Raw genomic sequence first — 12,272 nt, forward strand, 5'->3', positions numbered from 1 at the left:
GTGTCCCCCCCCCCCACAAACAAACCCGCGAGACCGGCCGGCGCGAAGCGGTCCCAAGACCGATGCGCGGCGCGCGGGTCCCGGCGGATCGTGAAGGGCATGATCGAAGTCAGCGGGCTCACCAGACGTTTCAAACAGACCCTCGCCGTGGACGACCTCTCCTTCACGGTGCCGCCCGGCAGGATCACCGGCTTCCTCGGCCCGAACGGCGCCGGCAAGACCACCACCATGCGGCTGATCCTCGGCCTCGACCGGCCCACGGCCGGCCGCGCCACGGTGAACGGCCTGCCCTACCACGCGCTCGACAGGCCGCTCACCCAGGTCGGCGCGCTGCTGGACGCCACGGCGGTGCAGGCAGGCCGCCGCGCGGACCAGCACCTGTGGTGGCTGGCGCGCTCCAACGGGATCTCGCGGCAGCGCGTCGGCCCGCTGCTGGAGTTCGTCGGGCTCGGCGACGCGGGACGCAGGCGCGTCGGCGGCTTCTCGCTGGGCATGAAACAGCGGCTCGGGCTGGCCGCGGCGCTGCTCGGCGACCCCGAGGTGCTCCTGCTCGACGAGCCGGTCAACGGGCTCGACCCGGAAGGCATCCGCTGGATGCGCGACCTGCTCAAGTCGCTCGCCGCCGAGGGCCGGACCGTCCTCGTGTCGAGCCATCTCATGAACGAGATGGCGGTGACGGCCGACCACCTGATCGTCATCGGCCGGGGCAGGCTGCTGGCCGACGCGAAGATCGGCGAGTTCGTCCGGCCCGGCATGTCGCTGGAGGACGTGTTCATGGAGGTCATCGGGAGGTACGAGCCGTGAGCGCGATCGCCGCCGAGTGGATCAAGCTGCGCACGCTGCGGTCGACCTGGTGGGCGCTGGGCGCCGGTGTGTTCGTGGCGCTCGCGCTGACCGTGCTCGGCGCCTCGACGGTCATCGCGCGCTGGGATCCCGGCCGTACGGGCGACCAGGCCGCCATGGGGGTCGTGGTGGCCGTGTACGTGGGGGTGGTCCTGGCCCAGCTGCCGTTCGGGATGATGGGCGCGATGACGATCAGCGGCGAGTACACGTCCGGCATGATCGACGCGACCCTCGTCGCCACGCCGTCCAGAGGGCGGGTGCTGGCGGCCAAGGCGGTCGTCCTGAGCGGGGCCGCGGTCGCCGGCTCGCTGCTCATCGCGATTCCCGGCTATGTCTACGGACGGTTCCTGGCCGCGGAGTTCCACCCGTCGCTCCTGCCCGCCGGGGCCTGGACGGTGATCGCGGGTGGCACGCTCATGATCGTGGTGGCCACGCTGCTCGGGCTGTCGCTCGGCGTGATCCTGCGCAACGGGGCCGTGGCGACCGCGGCGCTGGTGACGATCGTCCTCGTGCTGCCCTTCGCCGGCCTCGTGCTGCCCGGCGGGGAGTGGGTCAACCGGTTCCTGCCCGGCTACCCGGCGCTCCAGCTGATCGAGCAGCTGCCGGCCATCATGCCGACCTGGGCGGCTTTCACGGTGCTCGCCGGGTGGGCGGTGGTTCCGCTGCTCGCCGCCTGGCGGCGGGAGTGAATGTGCAGGATGCGGGGGTAGGGGGCGCCCGTAGTCCGAAGAAATGGGGAACGTGTATGAGCCGCATCGGGGAATGGCTGAAGAAGGCGGAGAACCTGGCCAGAGGGCATTCCAAGCAGGCCGACCAGTTGCTGGACCGGGCCGAGCGCTACGCCAAGGAGCGGACCGGCCACAAGTACGACGACCAGATCTCGAAGGGCGCGGACGCGGTGCAGGAGCGCTACGGCGGCGGTGGTCAGAAGCAGCCGCCCGTTCGGGGCGAGGAGACCAGGGACCAGAGGCGCGAGGGCTGAACGGCCGGCTACCTGTCCTCGACGTCCTCGACGAAGGAGAGGTAGCGGTCGGCTGAGCGGCGGACGGCCTCCGCGCCGTCCCCGTGCACGACGCGCTTCCACCAACCCCCGTAAACCCTCTCGAACGCGTACGGCTCCAGCAGGTCCAGGGCACGGCGCACGACGTGCGGACGTTCCGGGATGTAGTTGGGGTAGCTGTACATGAAGCTCACCCAGCGCCGGTCCTGGACGACCTGGAGGATGTCACCCGAGAACAGGGCACGCTCGGACGACCAGTGCAGCACCTGGCCGCCCTCGAAGTGCACGCCCGCGTTGATCAGGGTGAGGTCCTCCGACAGCCGGTGGGTGTCGCCTTCCCAGAAGATGACCGAGTCGTCCGGTCTGGCCACCCACCGCCTGTCGGCGGCGTGGATGTACACCGGGGCGTCGAAGGCCCGGGACCATTCGATCATGGAGCCGTAGAAGTGGGGGTGGCTGATGGCGATGGCCGACACCCCGCCCAGCTCCTCGACCTCGGCGATCAGGTCGTCGTCGAGGTAGGAGACCATGTCCCAGAGCACGTTGCCCTCCGGCGTGCGCAGCAGGAGCGCGCGCTGCCCGATCGCCGTGGGCGGGGCGGTGCCGATGCCCACCACGCGCGGGCCCTCCTCCTCCACCCGGCCGCGATGGCCCTCTGCCGCCAGGCCCGCCAGCGTGGTCCACCGCTGGCCGTCCCAGCCGACGTACTGGCGCTCGTCCTCGCAGATCGGGCAGTCGGGGCGCGGCTCGGCGTACTGGACGCCGCAGGTGCGGCAAATGGGCAGGTCGGCCGGTGGCATGCGGCCAGCCTAGCGCGGGCCTGTACGGTGATCGCATGGTCAGAGGGGGGTTGCTGGTCGCGGGGACCACGTCCGACGCGGGCAAGAGCGTGCTGACGGCGGGGATCTGCCGGTGGCTGGCCCGCAGGGGCGTGCGCGTCGCGCCCTTCAAGGCGCAGAACATGTCGCTCAACTCGTACGTCACCGCTCAAGGCGCCGAGATCGGCCGGGCCCAGGCGACGCAGGCGCAGGCCGCCTACCTGGAGCCGACGGTGGACATGAACCCCATCCTCCTCAAACCGGGCAGCGACCGCCGCAGCCAGGTCGTCCTCATGGGCAACCCGGTGGCGGACGTGGACGCGATGGAGTACGGCGCGCTCAAGGACCTCCTGCGCGCCACCGCGCTGGAGGCGCTCGAAAGGCTCAGGGGTCAGTACGACGTGGTCGTGTGCGAGGGCGCGGGCAGCCCCGCCGAGATCAACCTGCGCCGCGGCGACATCGCCAACATGGGCCTGGCCAGGGCCGCGAACCTGCCCGTGATCGTGGTCGGCGACATCGACAGGGGAGGGGTGTTCGCCGCGTTCTACGGCACGGTGGGCCTCTTAGACGCCGACGACCAATCGCATATTTCCGGATTTGTCGTGAACAAGTTCCGCGGCGCGCGGGAGCTCCTGGAGCCCGGCCTCGACATGCTCAGGCGGCTGACCGGGCGCGAGGTGTACGGCGTCCTGCCCTGGCTCGACGGGCTCTGGCTGGACGTCGAGGACTCGTTGGCCCTGGACAGCCGGAAGGTCGCGGTAGGCGCCCCGTACGGCAGGCAGACCCTCCGGGTGGCCGTCGTGCGGCTGCCGAGGATCTCGAACTTCACCGATCTGGACGCCCTGGCCGCCGAGCCGGGGGTCGTGGTGCGTTTCGTGACCGATCCGGTCGAGCTGGACGACGCCGACCTGGTGGTGCTGCCGGGCTCCAGAGCCACGGTGAGCGACCTGGCGTGGCTGCGGGAGCGCGGGCTGGCGGCGGCGATCGTCGACCGCGCGGGGCCCGTGCTGGGGATCTGCGGCGGGTTCCAGATGCTCGGGCGGGAGATCGTGGACGAGGTGGAGTCGGGGGCGGGCAAGGTCGAAGGGCTCGGGCGGCTGCCGGTACGCGTCGAGTTCGCGAAGGAGAAGCGGCTCGGGCGGCCCGAGGGCACGGCGTACGGGCAGCCGGTCCGCGCGTACGAGATCCACCACGGGGTGGCTTCGGTCGACGGAGGCGAGCCGTTCCTCGACGGCTGCCGGGCCGGCAACGTCTGGGGCACCACCTGGCACGGCGCCCTGGAGAACGACGGCTTCCGCCGGGCCTTCCTGGCCGACGTGGCCGCGCGGGCGGGACGCGACTTCGCGCCGGCTCCCGGCACGGACTTCGCCGCGCTCCGGGAGGAGCGGCTCGACGCGCTCGGCGACCTGGTGGAACGGCACCTCGACACGGACGCGCTGCTCCGCCTCATCGAGCACGGCCCGCCGGACGTCCCGGTCCTGCCCCCGGGCGCGCCACCGCTCGGCTAGCGGGCGCTCATCTCGTCTGGGCTCATTTTGTCTGGGCTCCGTTTGCCCGGGCCACGCGCTGGGCGGCGATCCAGGCGTCGATCTGCTCCCAATGGTCGTACAGCCACCGGATCCGGTCCTCCCGCTCCGCCGGGATCTCGGCCGCGGGCACCCGCCACCACTTCGCGGTGATCTGAGCGTTGAAGGGCAGCTTGCGCCAGACGTCCCCCAGCGTGATGAGGTCGTCGAGCCCGGTGTGCGCGACGAAGATGACGTCCGCCGACGGGCACGCCTCGATGGCCGTGATGGCGCCGTTCGGGCGGGGCGGGAGCAGGTGGTCCATGCCGCGCGCCCGCTCCGCCTCCTCGGTCAGGCCCTTCTCCTCCAGTCGCCGGATGGCGAGCCGGCGGCGGCGCGGGGTGAAGTTGCCGCCCTCGGGGAAGATCACGAGAGCGTCCTGGTCGCCCATCGTGGCGGCGAGGCGGTGGATCTCCTCGATGACCCGCTTCTGCCCGGACTCGCGGGGCACGAACGCGTTCGGCAGGCGGTTGATCACGACGTCCAGCGAGGGGTCGTACTGGAGTGCGGCCTTCATGACGATGCGCGGCCGCCGGTGATAGATCGCCAAAAGGTAATAAATCAGCAAAAAGGAGTCGCCGGGGCCCGCGTGCCGGGACAGCACGATGACCGGTCGCGTCAGCCTGGCGGACTGCTCCTCGGTCGTCAGGTCGGGCTCCTGGATCTCCATCGTCAGCCGGAAGATCCGCACGGCGGCCGCGTGCACCTTGGCCAGGAACCACCTGATCAGGGCGTAATGCCGCTCCTGGCGCCGGGCCCCGCCTGCCACCCACAGCCACAGGCACGTGACCAGCACGCCCGACTCCAGCGTCAGCCACACCGTGGCGAACCAGACGAACCTCGCCCCTCTGCGCCGCGGCGGCGGCAGGCGCAGCGAGGCCGCGGCCGTGACCAGGAGCCAGAACGGCAGCGTCACCACCATGAACACGGTCACCACGATGACCAGCGGAGCCAGCACCAGCCGGCGGAGAATACGCGGTGGAAGCAACGGCGGCCTCCCTGCAACGGTCTAACCCTCATCCTCCTCTGTTCTGCAAATAGCGGGAAGAAGCGCTGTACGCCCGCTCGATGCAGGCGGAGATCTGCGAGATGTCGCGGTAGCGCAGCGGGGAGAGCGCCTCGGTCATCCCGGCGGGCAGCACGTGCACCTCCACGCCGGGCGGCAGGCTGGCCATGTCCTCGGCGAACCGGTGCCTGCGCGCGATCTCGAACGCCACCATGCCCACCTCCCAGAACCTCCTGGGCGGCGCCAGCGGCCGTTCGATCCGCCCGACGTGCAGGACGTAGACGCGCTTGGCTCCGAGCTGCACGGCCCGCCCCACGGGGATGCTGTGCACCAGCCCCCCGTCGTAGAAGTGCTCGCCGCCGATCACGACGGGCGGCAGCAGCCCGGGCACCGCGCACGACGCCAGCACCGCATCGACCAGCGGCCCGCCGGTGAACCAGTGCGCCGCCGCCCGCTCGACCGAGGCCGCCACGCACTGGAAGGGGACCTCCAGCTCCTCGATCCGCGAAACCCCCACGGTCCCGCTCAGAACCTCGCGCAACGGCCCGATCGGGTGCAGATGGGTGCCGGTCCTGGCCAGCGTGGACAACCGGGCCACCCACGAGCCGGCGAAGGCCGTACGTACGACGTCGGAGCGCCACAGAGTGGTCAGCCGCTCCACCGCCTCGGACGGGGCGGCGGCGATGACCACCCCGTTCAGGGCGCCCACGGACGTGCCCACGACGAGGTCGGGGCTGATGCCCGCCTCGTCGAGCGCCTGCAGCATGCCCACCTCGTGCGCGCCGAGCACGCCTCCGCCACCGAGCACGAACGCCGTTTCCACGCCACCCACCTTCTCGTTGCCGCGTCCCGGAAGCAAAGCCATCCGCACGCTGCCGGACCCGTCCGGTGACGGAGGTCCCGCGCGGCGGGACGATTCGGCCATGACAGCAGTGGTGCAGGCCGAAGGGCTGACCAAGTATTACGGCAGGCGCCGCGGCCTGGAAGATCTCACGCTGGAGATCCAGCCGGGGGAGATCTTCGGGTATCTCGGGCCGAACGGCGCAGGCAAGACGACCACGCTCCGGTTGCTGCTCGACGTGATCAGGCCCACCCGGGGCACGGTACGCGTCCTCGGCGCCGACCCGCGCGAGGCCGCGACCCGCTCCAGGATCGGCTACCTGCCGGGCGAGCTGGCGCTGGAGGGCCGCGAACGGGCCAGGGACTACCTGCGCTTCCTCGGCAGGATGCGCGGCGGCGTGCCGGACACGCGCATCGACGCCCTGGCCGAGCGCCTCGAGGCCGACCTGTCGGTGCAGATGCGCAAGCTCTCCAAGGGCAACAAGCAGAAGGTCGGGCTGATCCAGGCGTTCATGCACGAGCCGGAGTTCCTCATCCTGGACGAGCCGACGGGCGGGCTGGATCCGCTGGTGCAGCACGAGTTCCTGGCCATGGTCAGGGAGGTGCGCCAGTCCGGGCGAACCGTGCTGATGTCCTCGCACGTGCTCGCCGAGGTCGAGAACGTCTCGGACCGGGTCGGAATCGTACGGGACGGGCGCCTGGTGGCCGTGGAGGACGTGGCGGCGCTGCGCGAGAAGGCGGTGCGCCGGGTCGAGCTGCACTTCGACGCGCCCGTGCCGCGAGCGGCTTTCGAGAACCTGCCCGGCGTGCGCGACCTGCGCGTGGAGGGTGCCGGCGTGCGCTGCACGATCGACGGCCGGCCGGACGCGCTGATCAAGGCGGCGGCCGCCTTCACTGTGGTGCACATGGTGAGCGCGGAACCGGACCTGGAGGAGATCTTCCTGACCTACTACAGCGACGAGGAGCGGCACCATGATCGCTAAGAGCCTGCGCGACAACCGGCGGTCGCTCATCTGGTGGTGCCTGGGCATCAGCGCTTTCATGGGCGTCTATCTGGGCGCGTACGCCAACGTCAAGCTGAACCCCGAGACCTACGACTCCATGGCCATGGCCAAGTTCCCCGGGCCGCTCAAGGACCTGATGGGCGGGCTCGGGGACTTCGCCTCCGGCGCCGGCTACCTGCAGACGGTCGTCTACCAGCTCTTCGTCCCCATGCTGTTCATCGTGTTCGCGATGCTCCTGGCCAACCGGGCGATCGCGCAGCCGGAGGAGTCGGGCACGCTGGAGCTGGTCGTCACGCTGCCGGTGGACCGGCGGCGGCTGGTGCTGGACAGGTTCGCCGCGCTGGCGGTCGCGATGCTCGTGCTGGCCGTCGTGACGCTGCTCGCCATGTGGGCGATGAGCGAGGTCGTGGAGATGGGGGTGCCGTTCGACCGGATCCTGGCCGCGCACCTCGGGGTGCTCCTGGTCGGGCTGCTGTTCGGGACGATGGGGCTGGCGGTCGGCGCGGCCGCCGGGCGCAGGACGATCGCCTCCGCCGTGGTCGGGGTGTGGGTGGTGGCCGGCTACGTCGTGGTCACGATCGGCCGGAACATCGACGCCATCTCCTGGCTGAAGTGGGTCTCGCCGTTCCACTACTACGCCGAGGGCCGGCCGCTCTATGAGGGGCTGCCGGTCGGGGACTACCTTGTGCTGGCGGGGGCGACGGCCGTGCTCGCGCTCACCGCGGTGCTCTCCTTCGACAGGCGTGACGTAGGAGTGTGATGGCGATCTCCGAGCTGCCCGCCGACCTGCTCGCCGACCTGCTCGGGGGGCATCGGCGGGTGCTCGCCGAGCACGCCGCGACCGGCCGCTTACCCTCCCGCGAGGCGCTCGACGCCTACCGCGCCGCGGGCAGGCGCGCCGCCACGCTGGGGGTCCCGCTGCGGACCCTGGTGGACGGCGCGCTCGCCGCCGGCGAGGGGCTGCCGGAAGCGCTGCCCGCGCTGCGCAAGGCGGTCTCCGCGCTGATGGAGGGGTACGAGAGGGCGCAACTCGCCGCCATCCGCGAGGAGGAGCAGGCCTGGCGGGAGTTCGTGGACGACCTGCTTCAGGGGCGGGCCGAGCGGCTGGCGGAGCGGGCCGAGCACTTCGGGCTGCGGCTGGCCGGATCGTACGTGGTGGCCGTGGCCCGCGGCATGCGCGACGGCGACCAGGACCGCATTGAACGGGACCTGATCGCCCGGTTCGGCTCGCACAACGTGCTCGTGGCCGTGCGCGACGGGCTGCTGGTGTGCGTGGCCCCGGCGACGCTGCCGGCCGCGGTGGGGGAGTTCACCCATCACGTACGCGCCCGCTTCCCGGTCGGGTGGCGGGTCGCGGTGGGACGGCCGCAGCGCGGCCCCGGCGGCGTGGTGGCCTCCTACCGGGAGGCGGCGCAGGCCCTGGAGCTGGCCGACGGGCTGGGGCTCAGGGCCGACGTGGTCAAGGCGGCCGACCTGCTCGTCTTCCCCGTGCTGCTGCGCGACAGGGGCGCGATCGAGGACCTCGTGACCAGCGTGCTGAGCCCGCTGCTGGGGGCGCGGGGCGGGCACGAGCCGCTGCTGGAGACGCTGGAGGCCGTCTTCGCCTCGCACGGCAACCAGACGGCCGCGGCCCGGCGGCTGGGGCTGAGCCCGCGGGCGGTCACGTACCGGCTGGAGCGCATCCGCCGTCTGACCGGCTTCTCGCCGGACGACCCGACGCAGCGCTTCACCCTGGAGACCGCCGTGCTCGGGGCCCGTCTGCTGGGCTGGCCCACGAGCCCCGGCTTCGGCCTCAGTCGGTGACGGCGAGGCGGATGCCGAAGCCGACGATGACCACGCCGGTCAGGCGGTCGAGGAAGCGGCGTACGGCGGGCGTCCGCAGGAAGCCGCCCACCAGCGAAGCGAACCCGATCAGCGCCGCGCTCCACAGCAGCCCCTCGGCCACGTGCACGCCGGCCAGCACCAACCCCATGACCGCGTGCGGCGCCCCGTCCGGGATGAAATGCGGCAGCATGGCCACGTAGAACGCCCCGACCTTGGGGTTGAGCAGGTTCGTGACCAGCCCGCGCCGGAACCCGCCCCCGAACCGCACCGCCTGCTCCGGCTCGTCGTGGGGCGCGGCCTTGGCCAGGAGCATGCGCAGGCCCATCCACACCAGGTACGCCACGCCGGCCCAGCGCAGGATCTCGTAGCCGAGCCGCGAGGCGGCCAGCAGCGCCGACAGCCCGGCCGCGGTGAGCACGCCCCACGTGAGCGTGCCGAGCTGGATGCCGAGCGTCACGCCCCAGGCCGCCCGCCTGCTCGCCAGCAAGGACGTACGCAGGATCAGGGCCGTGTCGAGGCCGGGAGTGAGCGTGAGCAGTGCCACTACGGCGGCGAACGACCAGATCGATCCTGCGATGTCCATGGCGTCAGGGTATGAGGAGCAGTTTTCCTGTCGTCCGGCGGGCCGCCAGGTCCTCGTGCGCCTGGTGTGCCTCGGCCAGCGGGTAGCGGTGGGAGATGTTGATGGCGAGCTGTCCCGACTTGATCCAGCCGAACAGGTCGGAGGCGCGCCGCAGCAGCTCCTCGCGCTCGGTTATGTAGTGGACGAGTGTGGGCCTGGTCAGGAAGAGCGAGCCCTTGCGGTTGAGGATCTGGGGGTCGATCGGCGGGACCGGGCCGCTGGCGGCGCCGTACAGGGCCATGAGGCCGCGTGGCCGCAGCGCATCGAGCCCGCCGTCGAACGTGGCCTTGCCGACGCCGTCGTACACCACGTCGATCCTGTCCCGCAGCGCCTCGGCGAAGTCGTCGTACCGCAGCACCTCGTCGGCGCCGGCCTCCCTGGCCAGCTTCTCCTTCTCGCTGGTGGAGACGGTGGTGTGGACCTTGGCGCCCTTGAGCTTGGCCAGCTGGATGAGCAGCTGCCCCATGCCGCCGGCTCCGGCGTGGACGAGCACCTCGTCGCCTTCCCGCACCTCGTGGGTGGAGTGGGTGAGGTAGTGGGCGGTCATCCCCTGCAGCATCGCCGCCGCGGCCACGTCGGCCGGGACGCCGTCGGGCACCGGCACGGCCCGGTCCGCCGGGATCACCGCCTTCTCGGCGTAGCTGCCCAGGACGTTGGCCCAGGCCACGGTGTCGCCCACGGCCACCCCTTGCACCCCGGGCCCGACGGCCGAGACCGTGCCCGCGCCCTCGGAGCCGATGGGAGTGGGCAGGTCGAGCGGGTACGCGCCGGAGCGGTGGTAGATGTCGATGAAGTTGACGCCGCTGGCCGCGACATCGACCACGATCTCCCCCTCGCCGGGGACGGGATCGGGCCGCTCCACGTATTCGAGAACCTCAGGACCGCCAGGGGCGGAGACGATGATGGCATGCATGACGCCTAGTCAACTCCGTACGTGCGGGGGAATGCCACCCGGGGTCCGGGTTCCCCAGGTGGTGTCTACGTGGTGTGCTCGGCCCTGCGCGGTGTGCGGTGTGTCGGTAAGCTAGCGCGCCGTGAGCGGTGAAACCTCCCACATCGGGCGCTACAGGTTGCTTAGCGTGCTGGGTCGGGGCGGCATGGGCACGGTCCATCTCGCCGAGGATCCGGCTGGGCAGCGGGTCGCCGTCAAAGTGATCAACCCGGAGCTGACCCAGCACGAGCAGTTCCGCATGCGGTTCCGCAGGGAGGCGGACGCCGCCCAGAGGGTGCGCAGGTTCTGCACGGCCGCGGTGATCGAGGCCGCGCTCGACGGCGACCAGCTCTATGTCGTCACCGAATACGTGCCCGGCCCGAACCTCGAGGCCGCCGTACGCCAGTCGGGCCCCCTGCGCGGCTCCAGCCTCGACGCGCTGGCCGTCGGCGTGGCCACCGCGCTGACCGCCATCCACGGCGCCGGTGTGGTGCACAGGGACCTCAAGCCGTCGAACGTGCTGCTGTCGCCCGTCGGCCCGCGCGTGATCGACTTCGGCATCGCGCGGGCGCTCGACACGCTCGGAGGCGTCACGGGCACCGGCGAGCTGGTGGGCACGCCCCGCTACATGGCTCCCGAGGTGCTGCGGGGCGAACCCGTGTCCCCGGCCTGTGACGTGTTCTCGTGGGGATGCCTGGTCGCGTTCGCCGCCAGCGGCAGGGCGCCCTTCGGCGGCGACACGCTGCCCTCGATCGTCTACCAGGTGCTCAACGCCGAGCCGGATCTCAGCGAGGTCGAGCCCGGCCTGCGCGAGCTGGTCGGGGCCGCGCTGCGGAAGGACCCGGCCGCGCGGCCCACCGCGCAGCAGCTGCTCGACCAGCTCGTCGGGCGGTCGGCCGGGCCCGAACAGGCGGCGCATACCGTACAGGTGGCCTGGCAGCAGGCCACGGCGCCGTACACGTCCGTCCAGCAGAAGTCCAAGGGCAACCGCGCCAAGCTGATCGCGGGCGTCGCGGCGGCGGCCGCGGCGGTGCTCGTGGCGGGCTCGGTGGCCGCGTGGGCGGTGTTCAGCCCCAGCGGGCCGCCCGACATGAGCGTTCTCTACCGTGAGGACTTCACGCAGACCTCCGGCGGCTGGAACGGCGTCTACGACCCGGACGAGACGGCCAGCTACGGCTACCGGACGGACGGGACGTACGGGCTGGACGTGGAGAAGGGGTCCGAGGAGCGGTGGGCGAAGGCGCCCATACCCTTCCTCATCGCCACGCCGACCAACACGCCCGACCCGTCGGCCACGCCCACTCCGATGTTGCCCTCGTCCGTCGTCGTTGCCGTCACCGCCGAGGTCAAGAAGTCGGTCGGGAGCGGTGAGTACGGCGTGTACTGCCACAACATGGACGATGACGACACGTACTACGAGTTCGCGCTCGACACGACCGGGAAGGCCAGGATCCGGCGGATCGTGGACGGATCGGGCGGGACGCTGGCCCAGCCGGTGCAGGTGGACAGTCTGCCCGGCAAGGCCCGGCTGGTGGCGGCGTGCGAGCAGACCGGGTCGGCGGTGCGGCTGACGATGTGGGTGAACGATCAGCGGGTGCACCAGGTGGAGGATCCGAACGGGCTCGGGAACGGGTATGTGGGGTTGTTCGCGCGTACGCCCAAGGACGAGACGTCGCTGCTGAAGACGACGTTCGACGACTTCGAACTACGCGGCCAGAAGACCCCCTGACAGAGATGATGTAGGTGAGCACCTCCCGTCAGTCCTGACCCACCCCCTGACTGACCTCGGGTCTTCAACGGGATCTGTCGGTCTGAGCGG

The 12,272-nt window shown here is 71.5% G+C and carries 12 protein-coding genes and 1 pseudogene; 8 read left to right on the forward strand and 5 right to left on the reverse strand.

What is annotated here, in order from left to right; translation table 11 throughout:
• Positions 1–99: 99 nt before the first annotated feature.
• The 3 genes and pseudogenes from ACWEPL_RS63305 to ACWEPL_RS63315 all read left to right on the forward strand — a co-directional run.
• A pseudogene (locus ACWEPL_RS63305) lies at positions 100–744 on the forward strand (ABC transporter ATP-binding protein); the annotation flags it as partial.
• A 56-nt stretch (positions 745–800) separates the two neighbouring features.
• Complete coding sequence (locus ACWEPL_RS63310; protein ID WP_452442541.1) at positions 801–1,532, forward strand: ABC transporter permease; 732 nt, start codon at positions 801–803, stop codon at positions 1,530–1,532.
• A gap of 56 nt (positions 1,533–1,588) precedes the next feature.
• A complete protein-coding gene (locus ACWEPL_RS63315) occupies positions 1,589–1,825 on the forward strand; it encodes an antitoxin (RefSeq protein ID WP_363980902.1) in 237 nt (78 codons plus the stop codon).
• Positions 1,826–1,833: 8 nt separating this feature from the next.
• Here ACWEPL_RS63315 and ACWEPL_RS63320 read toward each other — a convergent pair whose 3' ends face one another.
• Positions 1,834–2,643, reverse strand: a complete 810-nt coding sequence (locus ACWEPL_RS63320) for an MBL fold metallo-hydrolase (RefSeq protein ID WP_452442543.1) — start codon at positions 2,641–2,643, stop codon at positions 1,834–1,836.
• Between the two features lie 35 nt (positions 2,644–2,678).
• On the opposite strand from ACWEPL_RS63320, the gene ACWEPL_RS63325 reads away from it, so the two are divergent.
• Complete coding sequence (locus ACWEPL_RS63325) at positions 2,679–4,169, forward strand: cobyric acid synthase (RefSeq protein WP_452442545.1); 1,491 nt, start codon at positions 2,679–2,681, stop codon at positions 4,167–4,169.
• A 22-nt stretch (positions 4,170–4,191) separates the two neighbouring features.
• Here ACWEPL_RS63325 and ACWEPL_RS63330 read toward each other — a convergent pair whose 3' ends face one another.
• Both ACWEPL_RS63330 and ACWEPL_RS63335 read right to left on the reverse strand, forming a co-directional pair.
• Positions 4,192–5,214 carry a 1-acyl-sn-glycerol-3-phosphate acyltransferase gene (locus ACWEPL_RS63330; RefSeq protein WP_452442547.1) on the reverse strand — a complete coding sequence of 341 codons (1,023 nt, stop codon included), beginning with the start codon at positions 5,212–5,214 and terminating at the stop codon, positions 4,192–4,194.
• A 28-nt stretch (positions 5,215–5,242) separates the two neighbouring features.
• A complete protein-coding gene (locus ACWEPL_RS63335; protein WP_452442549.1) occupies positions 5,243–6,055 on the reverse strand; it encodes a patatin-like phospholipase family protein in 813 nt (270 codons plus the stop codon).
• A 100-nt stretch (positions 6,056–6,155) separates the two neighbouring features.
• On the opposite strand from ACWEPL_RS63335, the gene ACWEPL_RS63340 reads away from it, so the two are divergent.
• Genes ACWEPL_RS63340 through ACWEPL_RS63350 form a run of 3 tightly spaced genes read left to right on the forward strand, consistent with a single transcriptional unit; the run spans position 6,156 to position 8,879 of the window.
• Complete coding sequence (locus ACWEPL_RS63340) at positions 6,156–7,055, forward strand: ABC transporter ATP-binding protein (RefSeq protein WP_363980887.1); 900 nt, start codon at positions 6,156–6,158, stop codon at positions 7,053–7,055.
• Positions 7,045–7,836: an ABC transporter permease subunit gene (locus ACWEPL_RS63345; protein ID WP_452442551.1), complete on the forward strand. Its 792-nt coding sequence runs from the start codon at positions 7,045–7,047 to the stop codon at positions 7,834–7,836. Before ACWEPL_RS63340 ends, ACWEPL_RS63345 begins: the two co-directional genes overlap by 11 nt.
• Positions 7,836–8,879, forward strand: a complete 1,044-nt coding sequence (locus tag ACWEPL_RS63350; RefSeq protein WP_452442553.1) for a PucR family transcriptional regulator — start codon at positions 7,836–7,838, stop codon at positions 8,877–8,879. The genes ACWEPL_RS63345 and ACWEPL_RS63350 overlap by 1 nt, the downstream gene beginning before the upstream one ends.
• Here ACWEPL_RS63350 and ACWEPL_RS63355 read toward each other — a convergent pair.
• Together ACWEPL_RS63355 and ACWEPL_RS63360 are read right to left on the reverse strand one after the other, a co-directional pair.
• Positions 8,869–9,483 carry a LysE family translocator gene (locus tag ACWEPL_RS63355; RefSeq protein WP_355373738.1) on the reverse strand — a complete coding sequence of 205 codons (615 nt, stop codon included), beginning with the start codon at positions 9,481–9,483 and terminating at the stop codon, positions 8,869–8,871. The two genes, ACWEPL_RS63350 and ACWEPL_RS63355, sit on opposite strands and share 11 nt — an antisense overlap.
• A 4-nt stretch (positions 9,484–9,487) precedes the next feature.
• Positions 9,488–10,435, reverse strand: a complete 948-nt coding sequence (locus ACWEPL_RS63360; protein WP_452442555.1) for a quinone oxidoreductase family protein — start codon at positions 10,433–10,435, stop codon at positions 9,488–9,490.
• Positions 10,436–10,556: 121 nt separating this feature from the next.
• On the opposite strand from ACWEPL_RS63360, the gene ACWEPL_RS63365 reads away from it, so the two are divergent.
• Positions 10,557–12,182: a serine/threonine-protein kinase gene (locus ACWEPL_RS63365; protein WP_452442557.1), complete on the forward strand. Its 1,626-nt coding sequence runs from the start codon at positions 10,557–10,559 to the stop codon at positions 12,180–12,182.
• Positions 12,183–12,272: the final 90 nt, after the last annotated feature.

Source organism: Nonomuraea sp. NPDC004186 (assembly GCF_053603495.1).

Bases quoted from the DNA above. Each gene is read 5' to 3' on its own strand.
- ACWEPL_RS63315 (WP_363980902.1), top strand. From the start codon at position 1,589: ATGAGCCGCATCGGGGAATGGCTGAAGAAGGCGGAGAACCTGGCCAGA.
- ACWEPL_RS63320 (WP_452442543.1), bottom strand. From the start codon at position 2,643: ATGCCACCGGCCGACCTGCCCATTTGCCGCACCTGCGGCGTCCAGTAC.
- ACWEPL_RS63350 (WP_452442553.1), top strand. From the start codon at position 7,836: ATGGCGATCTCCGAGCTGCCCGCCGACCTGCTCGCCGACCTGCTCGGG.
- ACWEPL_RS63325 (WP_452442545.1), top strand. From the start codon at position 2,679: ATGGTCAGAGGGGGGTTGCTGGTCGCGGGGACCACGTCCGACGCGGGC.
- ACWEPL_RS63345 (WP_452442551.1), top strand. From the start codon at position 7,045: ATGATCGCTAAGAGCCTGCGCGACAACCGGCGGTCGCTCATCTGGTGG.
- ACWEPL_RS63340 (WP_363980887.1), top strand. From the start codon at position 6,156: ATGACAGCAGTGGTGCAGGCCGAAGGGCTGACCAAGTATTACGGCAGG.
- ACWEPL_RS63355 (WP_355373738.1), bottom strand. From the start codon at position 9,483: ATGGACATCGCAGGATCGATCTGGTCGTTCGCCGCCGTAGTGGCACTG.
- ACWEPL_RS63360 (WP_452442555.1), bottom strand. From the start codon at position 10,435: ATGCATGCCATCATCGTCTCCGCCCCTGGCGGTCCTGAGGTTCTCGAA.